This is a genomic window from Salinicola halophyticus, from assembly GCF_003206695.1.
Taxonomy (GTDB): domain Bacteria; phylum Pseudomonadota; class Gammaproteobacteria; order Pseudomonadales; family Halomonadaceae; genus Salinicola; species Salinicola halophyticus.
In genome coordinates, this window is record NZ_PZJN01000001.1 from 356,680 (window position 1) to 366,537 (window position 9,858).

10 protein-coding genes are annotated in these 9,858 nt (G+C 63.4%); 9 read left to right on the forward strand and 1 reads right to left on the reverse strand.

Annotation, left to right across the window (positions count from 1 at the left end):
* The first annotated feature begins 1 nt into the window (after position 1).
* From DOM58_RS01530 to slmA, 9 genes are all read left to right on the forward strand, one after another.
* Positions 2-1,498, forward strand: coding sequence for a mannitol dehydrogenase family protein (locus tag DOM58_RS01530; RefSeq protein WP_110691489.1), 1,497 nt, complete (start codon positions 2-4; stop codon positions 1,496-1,498).
* A 2-nt stretch (positions 1,499-1,500) separates the two neighbouring features.
* The gene (gene uxuA, locus DOM58_RS01535; RefSeq protein ID WP_110691490.1) at positions 1,501-2,673 is read left to right on the forward strand and encodes a mannonate dehydratase; all 1,173 of its coding nucleotides are present in this window, start codon (positions 1,501-1,503) and stop codon (positions 2,671-2,673) included.
* 98 nt (positions 2,674-2,771) lie between these two features.
* Positions 2,772-3,167 carry a hypothetical protein gene (locus DOM58_RS01540; RefSeq protein ID WP_157957470.1) on the forward strand — a complete coding sequence of 132 codons (396 nt, stop codon included), beginning with the start codon at positions 2,772-2,774 and terminating at the stop codon, positions 3,165-3,167.
* A gap of 105 nt (positions 3,168-3,272) precedes the next feature.
* Positions 3,273-4,532 (forward strand): bifunctional phosphopantothenoylcysteine decarboxylase/phosphopantothenate--cysteine ligase CoaBC, encoded by a 1,260-nt coding sequence (gene coaBC, locus DOM58_RS01545; protein ID WP_110691492.1) that lies wholly within the window; start codon positions 3,273-3,275, stop codon positions 4,530-4,532.
* A gap of 80 nt (positions 4,533-4,612) precedes the next feature.
* Positions 4,613-5,113, forward strand: a complete 501-nt coding sequence (gene dut / locus DOM58_RS01550; protein WP_075563207.1) for a dUTP diphosphatase — start codon at positions 4,613-4,615, stop codon at positions 5,111-5,113.
* A gap of 45 nt (positions 5,114-5,158) precedes the next feature.
* Positions 5,159-5,710 (forward strand): YaeQ family protein, encoded by a 552-nt coding sequence (locus DOM58_RS01555; RefSeq protein ID WP_075563206.1) that lies wholly within the window; start codon positions 5,159-5,161, stop codon positions 5,708-5,710.
* A gap of 87 nt (positions 5,711-5,797) precedes the next feature.
* Positions 5,798-7,210, forward strand: coding sequence for a phosphomannomutase/phosphoglucomutase (locus DOM58_RS01560; protein ID WP_110691517.1), 1,413 nt, complete (start codon positions 5,798-5,800; stop codon positions 7,208-7,210).
* Between the two features lie 89 nt (positions 7,211-7,299).
* A complete protein-coding gene (gene argB, locus DOM58_RS01565) occupies positions 7,300-8,202 on the forward strand; it encodes an acetylglutamate kinase (protein ID WP_075563205.1) in 903 nt (300 codons plus the stop codon).
* 127 nt (positions 8,203-8,329) lie between these two features.
* Complete coding sequence (slmA, locus tag DOM58_RS01570) at positions 8,330-8,947, forward strand: nucleoid occlusion factor SlmA (RefSeq protein WP_075563204.1); 618 nt, start codon at positions 8,330-8,332, stop codon at positions 8,945-8,947.
* Between the two features lie 277 nt (positions 8,948-9,224).
* Here the strand turns inward: slmA and DOM58_RS01575 are convergent, their stop codons facing one another.
* Complete coding sequence (locus DOM58_RS01575) at positions 9,225-9,545, reverse strand: hypothetical protein (protein ID WP_188113758.1); 321 nt, start codon at positions 9,543-9,545, stop codon at positions 9,225-9,227.
* Positions 9,546-9,858: the final 313 nt, after the last annotated feature.

The window sequence follows — 9,858 nt, forward strand, 5'->3', positions numbered from 1 at the left end:
CATGGCCGCAGCCGACACCCATATCGAACGTGAGCCGAGCCGACGAGGCCCGAGCGGGATCGGCATCGTCCACCTGGGCCTGGGCGCGTTCCATCGCGCCCATCAGGCGGTCTACCTGCAGCGAAGTATCAATCGCACTCCCACCGGGGAGGAAAGCGAGTGGGGCCTCTGCAGCGCCAACATCCGTTCCAACCGCACGCTGGTCGATCAGCTTCGCGACGGCGACTACCGCTACCACGTCGCCGAATTCAGCGACAGCGAACATGTCACCCTGCGCGAGGTCAGCGCCATCCGTGAAGCGCTCTACGCAGGGCCGGATGGCCCGGATCGTGAGGCGCTACTAGCGCGGATGAGCAATCCTGACGTGCGAATCGTCACGCTCACCGTGACCGAGAAAGGGTATTTCCTGAGCCCGGGCAGCGGCGAACTGCTGAGCGATGCTGCGCCGATCGCCCACGACATTGCCCATCCGGAATCACCGGATACCGCCCCGGGCATGCTGGTGGAAGCGCTGGCGCGACGCCGCTCGGCCGGGGTCGCACCGTTCACCGTGCTGTGTTGCGACAACATGCCCCACAACGGCCAGCGCACACGGCGCGCGGTGATCTCGCTGGCCCGTCATCGCGATAAGGAGCTGGCCGAGTGGATCGAAGCCAGCGTCGCCTTCCCCTCGAGCATGGTCGACCGCATCGTGCCGGCGATGACCGATGCCGACCGCCAGCGTCTGGCGGCGTTGGGGGTCGACGATCCCGCCGCGGTGGTCTGTGAAACTTTCAGCCAGTGGGTGGTCGAGGACGACTTCCCGCAGGGCCGGCCGGATTGGGAAGCCGACGGCGTCGAGATGGTCGCCGATGTCGCGCCGTTCGAAACCATGAAGCTGCGCCTGCTCAACGGCGCCCACTCGCTGCTCGCCTATCTTGGCACGCTGACCGGCATCGAAACGGTGGACGCCGCCGTTGCGCGCCCCGCTTTTCGTGAGTTGCTTCGGCACTACTGGCAGCAGGAAGCGATCCCCACGCTGTCGCTGCCGACCGGTACCGATGCCGGCGCCTATACCGACAGCCTGCTGGCGCGCTTCGGCAACGACAGCCTGCGCCACCGGCTGCAGCAGATCGCCATGGACGGTTCGCAGAAGATTCCCCAGCGCTGGCTGGCCGGCGGTGTCGAACGGTTGACTGCCGGCGACTCGATCAGTGCGACCGCGCTGGGCGTGGCTGGCTGGATCCGCTATACCGTCGGCACCGATCTCGACGGCCAGCCGCATCCGGTGGACGACCCCATGGCCAAGACGTTCGCCGCGCTGCATCGTCGCCATGGCGGCGACCGCGCCGCACTGGTCGACGCCTTTCTCGCGCTCGATGCCGTCTTTCCCGCGGCACTGCGCGATGATCGACGGTTCGCCCAGCAGATCGTCGATATGCTGACGCGACTGGAGCGCGATGGCGTGGAAGCCACGATTATCGCTCTGACACTCAACTTTTCTGATCGGGACGCTTGATCATGGAACATACCTGGCGCTGGTTCGGTCCGGCCGATCCCATCACCCTCGGCGAGATTCGCCAGGCCGGCGCAACCGGCATCGTCACGGCCCTGCACGAGATCCCCAACGGCAAGGTCTGGCCGGTCGCCGCCATTGCCGAGCGCAAATGCCTGATCGAATCCGCCGGTCTGATCTGGTCGGTGGTCGAAAGCGTGCCGATTCACGAAGCGATCAAGCAGGGGTTGCCGGCAGCCGAGAGCTACATCGACAACTATCGCCAGACGCTCGCCAACTTGGGCCAGTGCGGTATCGACGTGGTCTGCTACAACTTCATGCCGATCCTCGACTGGACACGCACCGACCTCGCCTGGCCGCTACCCAACGGCGGCACCGCGCTGCGCTTCGACCAGACCGCCTTCGCCGCTTTCGATCTGTTTCTGCTCGAGCGCGAAGGGGCAGCAACCGATTACAGCGAGACCGAGCGGGACGCGGCCAGCGCTTACCTGGAGACACTCGACGCGGCGGCACGAACGCAGCTGGTCGACACCGTCATCGCCGGGCTGCCCGGCACCGAAGAGCACTATACGCTGGAAGATTTTCGCCAGGCGCTCGACGCCTACCGCGAGATCGATGCCGAACGGCTGCGCGCCAATCTGACCACGTTCCTGCGCGCCATCGTGCCCACGGCGGAGGAAGCCGGCGTGCGCCTGGCGATTCATCCGGACGACCCGCCCCGGGAACTGCTGGGGCTGCCGCGCGTGGTCTCGACGGCCGAAGATGCCCAGTACGTGCTCGATAGCGTACCCAGCCCCGCCAATGGCCTGACTTTCTGCACCGGCTCCTACGGCGTGCGCGAGGACAACGACCTGGTCGCCATGGCCCAGCGTTTCGCGCCGCATATCCATTTCGTGCATCTGCGCGCTACCCGTCGCGAAGCCAACCCGCTCAGTTTCCACGAGGCCGAGCATCTGGACGGCGACGTCGATATGGTCGGGGTGATCGGCGCGCTGGTTCGCGAACAGCGCCGACGCCAGCGTGAAGGCGGCGACCGACTGCCGATGCGCCCGGATCACGGCCATCATCTGCTCGATGACCTGGCTCGCGACAGCCGCCCCGGGTACCCGTTGATCGGTCGGCTCAAGGGGCTCGCCGAGCTGCGCGGGGTGGAACGTGCGATAGAACGGCTCTTTTGATGACCCGGCGCATCTCCTTCACGCCTCTCCACGTAAGCTCCTGGGTACGGCCGTCACGCACGACCACTATTCACGCAACAGCGCGGGGTTCATGAACCATGTCGATCAAGACATCATCAGTCTCTCCCAAGGCTCGAATATTACCGACTCTCTGCCTGGCAACCACGCTGGCAATGCTCGCCTTCGCGACCACGGCAACCGCCGCCGAGGGTGACAGACTCACCGGTGATGACATCCGTCAGGAGGTCTGGGGGCATCGCGTGCAGGGCGCCATGGCGAGTGGCCAGCAGTACGACGAAGTCTACCGCCAGGACGGGAAGATCGAGGGCGACGGCTATACCGGCCAGGCCACGATCGTCGACGATCGCATGTGCTTCGATTACGGCGACGATAAACCGACCTGCTACGGCGTTCGTCGTGATGGCAGCGACAGCATCGAGTGGCTGGAGGGCGACGAGGTCGTCGGCGAAGGCAAGCTCGGCAACGCCGAGTGATCGCCACGGGCGGCCGCTGCAACGGCGGTCGCCACTTCCAGCGCACCATTACGCAACCTGCGACCGCAATGGTATGGTAACGACCGAACCATCAGGACAGATCCCATGTCGCTACCGATTGGTCCGGAATTGGCCGGAACCCGCATCCTGCTCGGCATCAGCGCCGGCATCGCCGCCTACAAGAGCGCCAATCTCGCTCGCCTGTTGAAAAAGACGGGCTTTGAGGTGCGCGTGGTCATGACCGAGGGCGCCCAGGCGTTCATCACGCCGCTGACGTTGCAGGCGCTCACCGGCGAGCCCGTGCGCACCTCGCTGTTGGATCCGGAAGCGGAGGCCGGCATGGGCCATATAGAACTGGCCAAGTGGGCGGATATCGTCCTGATCGCGCCGGCCACCGCCGACCTGATGGCGCGACTGGCCCACGGCCATGCCGACGATCTGTTGACCACGCTGTGTCTGGCGACCGAAGCCAGATGCCTGATGGCACCCGCCATGAATCAGGCGATGTGGCGCCACCCGGCGACGCTGGCCAATGCCGATCGACTCGCCGAGCTGGGCTGGACCCTGCTGGGGCCGGACGCCGGCGACCAGGCCTGTGGCGACGTCGGCCTGGGCCGAATGCTGGAGCCGGAAACCATTCTCGCCCAGCTGCTGGACGAGGTCGGACAATCCGGCGGAGAATCGCCCAGAATGATGCCCGTGCACCAGGATTTGGTCGGCAAGCGCGTGGTGATCACTGCCGGACCGACTCGCGAAGCGCTGGATCCGGTGCGTTATCTCTCCAACCACAGTTCCGGCAAGATGGGGTATGCACTCGCTGCCGCCTGCGTCGAGCGTGGGGCCAGCGTCAGCCTGGTGAGCGGCCCCGTCAGCTTGTCGACCCCGCCGGGGGTCAATCGCATCGACGTGACCTCGGCGACGGAGATGCTGGCCGCCGTCGAATCCCAGCTGCCCTGCGATCTATTCATCGGCTGCGCCGCCGTGGCGGACTATCGCGCCGCCGCCGTCAGCGAACACAAACTCAAGAAGACGGACGCCGACAGCGGCCTGACCCTCGAGCTGGTGCGCAATCCGGATATCGTCGCCACGATCGCGGCGCGCCCGGACCGGCCGTTCACGGTGGGCTTTGCCGCCGAAACGCAGGATCTCGAAACGCACGCCGGTAGCAAGCTCGAACGCAAGCGCCTGGACCTGATCGTCGCCAACGATATTTCCCGTGAAGGCGTCGGCTTCGGCAGTGACGACAACGCCGTCACGCTACTGTGGAAACAGCACGATCAGACGACACGCCGCGAACTTCCGGCTCAAGCCAAAGCGACACTGGCTGCCGTCATCGTCGACCACATCGTCGATCGCCTCCCCTAGTTGCGTCCGACCCGCCCCCGCGATGATAAGCTAGGTCGCTGCCTGGCCTTCAACGTCATTCGCTTTCAGGAATGTTTTTCATGTCACTCAGCAATCCGTCCGTCACGCCCGCTTCTCCATCGACGGTCAAACCCAAGCTTTCGGTCAAGATTCTCGACGAGCGTGTGCACGACTACCCGCTGCCGCACTACGCCACCGTAGGCAGTGCCGGCATGGACCTACGCGCGCTGCTCGACGAGGCGCTGACCCTGACGCCCGGTGACAGCGCCCTGGTACGCACCGGCCTCGCCATCCATATCGGTGACCCGGGTCTGGCCGGCGTGGTGCTGCCGCGCTCCGGGCTCGGTCACAAGCACGGTATCGTGCTGGGCAATCTGGTGGGGCTGATCGACTCCGACTATCAGGGTGAGCTGATGATCTCGGTGTGGAACCGGGGCCGCGAGACGTTCATGCTCGAACCCGGTGAGCGGCTGGCACAATACGTGCTGGTACCGGTGGTCCAGGCCGAACTCGAGATCGTCGAGGAGTTCGTCGCCACCGACCGTGCTGGCGGTGGCTTCGGTCACTCCGGCCGGCAGTGAATCCTATTCCGCCTCCTACAGCCGTTCTCTGCAAGGACATGCCACGTGGCGCTAAGCGCAACCATCTATAAAGCGAAACTCAACGTCAGCGATCTGGACCGCCATTACTATGGCGATCACGCGCTGACCGTGGCCTGCCACCCTTCCGAGACGGCGACCCGGCTGATGGTGCGTCTGCTGGCGTTCATCGCCAACGCGCCTCTCACCAGCGGCGACGATGAACTCGCCATGACCCGCGGGCTGAGCAGCGACGACGAGCCGGACCTGTGGCTCAAGGCGCCGGACGGCCGCATCCTGTTGTGGATAGAATTGGGTGAACCGTCGCTGAAGCGGATCAAGCAGGGGCTCTCGCGAGCCGAACGCGTACTGGTCTATCCCTACGCGCCCCGCAGTGCGGTGCAGTGGTGGAAGAAACTCGAGAACGACATCCGCGCACTGCCGCGGGTCGAGGTCTGGAATCTGCCGACCGAGCCGCTCGCCGCATTGACTGCCCTCGTCGATCGCAACCTGAGCCTGGGTGCCACGCTGATGGAAGGCCAGTGGCTGATTACCGACGGACAGGCCTCGGTGGAACTCGAGCTCGAGCGCTGGGCGTGAACACGGATCGCCGTAGTGAACGACGGATATGGTGGATGATAGACGTGGTAAACGATGGCCGTGACGAACGAAGGCAAGGAAACGACGATGAATGACCAGCCCGGCGCCAACGTGCCCGCTTCGATCTTTCGCGCCTACGATATTCGCGGCATCGTCGACGAGACGTTGACCGAGGAGACGGTGGAGTGGATCGGCCGTGCGGTGGGCAGCGAAGCTGCTGCCCGCGGCCAGCAGTGCGTGATCGTCGCCCGTGATGGCCGCCACTCCGGCCCTCGCCTGCAGGCAGCGCTGATCCGCGGCCTGCGGGCTTCCGGCCGCGACGTGATCGATATCGGTCGCGTACCCACGCCGGTGCTCTATTTTGCCACCGCCACCCTCGACGAGAGTCGCAGCGGCGTGATGGTGACCGGCAGCCACAATCCGCCGGACTACAACGGCTTCAAGATCGTGCTCGACGGCGTCGCGATTTCGGGCGAGGCGATTACCGCCCTGATCGAGCGCATCCGCAGCAGCGATCTCAGTGAAGGCGAAGGGACTCTGACACAGCTCGATGTCAGCGAGGCCTATCTCCAACGCATCCTGGGTGATATCTCGCTCGATCAAGGCCAACGCGGGCGCCCGCTCAAGGCGGTCGTCGACTGCGGCAACGGTGTCGCCGGTGAGCTCGGGCCGCGCCTGATCGAGGCGCTGGGTGTCGAGACGATTCCTCTTTTCGCCGAAATTGACGGTGATTTCCCCAATCACCATCCCGATCCCGGCAAGCCGGAAAACCTGGTCGACCTGATCGCCAAGGTCCGGGAGACCGAGGCGGATATCGGGCTGGCTTTCGACGGCGATGGCGACCGCCTCGGCGTGGTGACGCCGGCCGGCGAGATGATCTATCCGGACCGGCTGCTGATGGCCTTCTCGGTGGATCTGCTCGAGCGCGATCCCGGCGCCCGCATCGTTTTCGACATCAAGTGTACCGGCAATCTAGCCCAGGTCATCGAGCGCGCGGGAGGCGAGCCCGAAATGTGGCGCACTGGCCACTCGCTGATCAAGGCGCGCATGAAGGAGACCGGCGCCCAGCTTGGCGGCGAGATGAGTGGTCACATCTTTTTCGCCGAACGCTGGTACGGCTTCGATGACGGGCTCTATGCCGCCGCCCGGCTGCTGGAAATTCTCTCGCGCCAACCGCATGACGCCGATCGTTTTTTCAGCGCTTTCCCGCAGGATATCTGCACCCCAGAGCTGAACGCGGCGGTCACCGACGAGGAGAAGTTCGCGATCATCGGGCGACTGGCCGAGACCGGCGACTTCGGTCAGGATGGCATCAAGACGACGCTGGACGGCATTCGCGTGGACTACCCCGATGGTTGGGGGCTGTGTCGCGCCTCGAACACCACGCCGGCACTGGTGCTGCGATTCGAGGGCAAGGACCAGGCCGCGCTCGCTCGCATCCAGTGTCAGTTCGGCGCCGCCCTGCTGGCGGTGGCACCGAACGTCGAACTGCCGTTCTGAGATCGCCGAGTACGGGACGTACGCAACAACAGGGAACGCGCCGCTTTCGATAGACTCGTGGCGCACAGACAGTGGAGATATAACGCCTCATGAACGAGAGCCCACGCGATCCGCGTCAGGTGGTCGAGATCCTGTCGGAAGCGCTGCCCTATATTCAGCGCTATTCCGGCAAGACGGTGGTGGTCAAGTACGGTGGCAACGCCATGACCGAAGACAAGCTGATCGACTCCTTCGCCCGCGACATGGTGTTGATGAAGGAGGTCGGGATCAATCCGGTGGTGGTCCACGGTGGTGGCCCGCAGATCGGCCAGTTGCTGGCGCGACTCAACATCGAATCGCGCTTTGTCAACGGCATGCGCGTGACCGATGCCGAAACCATGGACGTGGTCGAGATGGTGCTCGGCGGGTTGGTCAACAAGAACATCGTCACCCAGATCAACCAGTGCGGTGGCAAGGCGATCGGTCTGACCGGCAAGGACAACGCCCAGATTCTGGCGCGTCAGCTCAAGGTCGAGCAGTACAATCCGGCACTGACCGAACCCGAGATCATCGATATCGGGCACGTCGGCGAGGTGGAGCATATCTCTACCGATCTGATCGAGATGCTCGCCGAACGCGATTTCATTCCTGTCATCGCACCGATCGGCGTCGATCGCGAAGGCCATAGCTATAACATCAACGCCGACCTGGTCGCCGGCAAGGTGGCCGAAGCGCTGAAGGCCGAGAAACTGATGCTGTTGACCAATGTCGCCGGCCTGCAGGACGCCGAAGGCAACGTCATGACCGGACTCTCCACCGAGCAGGTCGATGCGCTGATCGCCGACGGCACGATCTACGGCGGCATGCTGCCGAAGATTCGCTGCGCGCTGGAAGCGGTCAAGGGCGGTGTCGGCAGTGCCGTCATCGTCGACGGCCGCGTGGTGCACTCGACGCTGCTGGAGATCTTCACCGATGCCGGGGTCGGCACCCAGATCACCGACAGTCACGGCTGACGACCGGCTTCACCGTGTTTCTGATTATCGCGGGCTTGGAAGGCCCGCCTCGGCTGCTGAGTAGACAGGCAAGCAGTCCGGGCCGCTCCAGGAAGGAGCTCCAATAAAACGACCGATAAGAACCGTCATGACGCAGGCAACTCCCCCACTCTCTCGCCGCGAGCAGATCCTCCAGGCACTGGCTCTGATGCTCGAGGAAGATAGCGGCAAACGCATCACCACGGCCGCACTGGCACGTCAGGTTGGTGTCAGCGAGGCGGCTCTCTACCGCCATTTTCCGAGCAAGGCACGCATGTTCGAGGGGCTGATCGAATTCATCGAGGCGAGCCTGTTCGAGCGTATTCGACGCATCCTCGACGACGAACCGTCGGCGCTCGCGCGCTGCGAGACGATCGTTCAACTGGTGCTGACGTTCGCCGAAAAGAATCCCGGTCTCAGCCGGCTGATGGATGGCGACGTGCTGACCGGCGAGACGGCGCGTCTTCGCACCCGCATGTCCCAGCTGTTCGAGCGACTGGAAACACAGCTCAAGCAGATACTGCGCGAGGCGGAACTCCGCGAGGGGTTGCGCCCACAGCTGACAGTGTCGGCGGCGGCTAATCTGCTGTCGGCTTTCATGGAAGGCAGGATCAGTCAGTACGTGCGTAGCGACTTCCGGCATCTGCCCACGACGCACTGGGAAGATCAGTGGCGCCTCCTGGGGAATGGATTGCTATTCTCCGCAACCCAATCCGCCCCGGCTTGAGACCCTGCCTTTCTCGATAAAGCGTAGTGAGCTCTGAACTTTCAAGTAGTCTAGGAGCGCCTGCAAATGGTTAGAAGTGCTCGCCATTGGAGGTAAGAGCAACCGCCCACCATGAAACCGGCGCTCCTTGATATTTTAGGCGGATACGAAAAGGCCCGAACCCCATGTGATGCGGGGCTCGGGCCTTGAATGCCATTTCGAAAGAACTCTCTCCTTACAGGAGGAACTCCATCAGAACGGGACTTACGACTCTTTCATCGTAGTGTCGTCAGAATGATCAGTTCTGGTTTTCTTTGGCTTCATCCTGCATGTCTTCACCAGCGTCTTCCATGGAATCACCGGCATCATCCATCGCATCTTCGGTGGCGTCGCCTGCGTCATCCATCTTGTCGCCCATGGCGTCGCCAGCGTCGTCCATGTTGTCCTCGGCGGAATCTACGGCGTTGTCGGTAGACTCTGCGGCATTATCCGCGGCATTATCGATGGACTCACCGGCTTCCTCGGCGGACCCGTCGTCGCTGTCACAAGCTGCAACGCCCAATGCCATCGTACCGACCAGCGCCGCCATTGCCAGTTTCTTCAACAGTTCGGATTGCATCGTGTAGCTCCTTTACTCTTCCGTGAATTCTCATACAAGGTAGCTTGAGCCGGACCAATCATCCACCGATTTACTCTCTTTCCTCATTTTTTACTCATCATGGAAAAGTCTGATGACAAATATGACAAGCGGCTTAAAACAGAGACCCGCGTGACCTACTCGACATACAGAAGTCGCCGTTCTAAACACACGAGTTGTTAGCGTCACCAGTTTTCTTTCCGACATAAAAAACCCCAGCCTGTTGGCTGGGGTTTCGGATAGATGCCTGACGATACCCGGCCGACGCTTCGGGACTCTTCATGGGGAGACCCCT

Excerpts from the sequence above, each read along its gene's own strand:
- uxuA (WP_110691490.1), top strand. The coding sequence starts at position 1,501 with ATGGAACATACCTGGCGCTGGTTCGGTCCGGCCGATCCCATCACCCTC.
- DOM58_RS01540 (WP_157957470.1), top strand. The coding sequence starts at position 2,772 with ATGTCGATCAAGACATCATCAGTCTCTCCCAAGGCTCGAATATTACCG.
- dut (WP_075563207.1), top strand. The coding sequence starts at position 4,613 with ATGTCACTCAGCAATCCGTCCGTCACGCCCGCTTCTCCATCGACGGTC.
- DOM58_RS01530 (WP_110691489.1), top strand. The coding sequence starts at position 2 with ATGGCCGCAGCCGACACCCATATCGAACGTGAGCCGAGCCGACGAGGC.
- DOM58_RS01560 (WP_110691517.1), top strand. The coding sequence starts at position 5,798 with ATGAATGACCAGCCCGGCGCCAACGTGCCCGCTTCGATCTTTCGCGCC.
- argB (WP_075563205.1), top strand. The coding sequence starts at position 7,300 with ATGAACGAGAGCCCACGCGATCCGCGTCAGGTGGTCGAGATCCTGTCG.
- DOM58_RS01575 (WP_188113758.1), bottom strand. The coding sequence starts at position 9,545 with ATGCAATCCGAACTGTTGAAGAAACTGGCAATGGCGGCGCTGGTCGGT.
- coaBC (WP_110691492.1), top strand. The coding sequence starts at position 3,273 with ATGTCGCTACCGATTGGTCCGGAATTGGCCGGAACCCGCATCCTGCTC.
- slmA (WP_075563204.1), top strand. The coding sequence starts at position 8,330 with ATGACGCAGGCAACTCCCCCACTCTCTCGCCGCGAGCAGATCCTCCAG.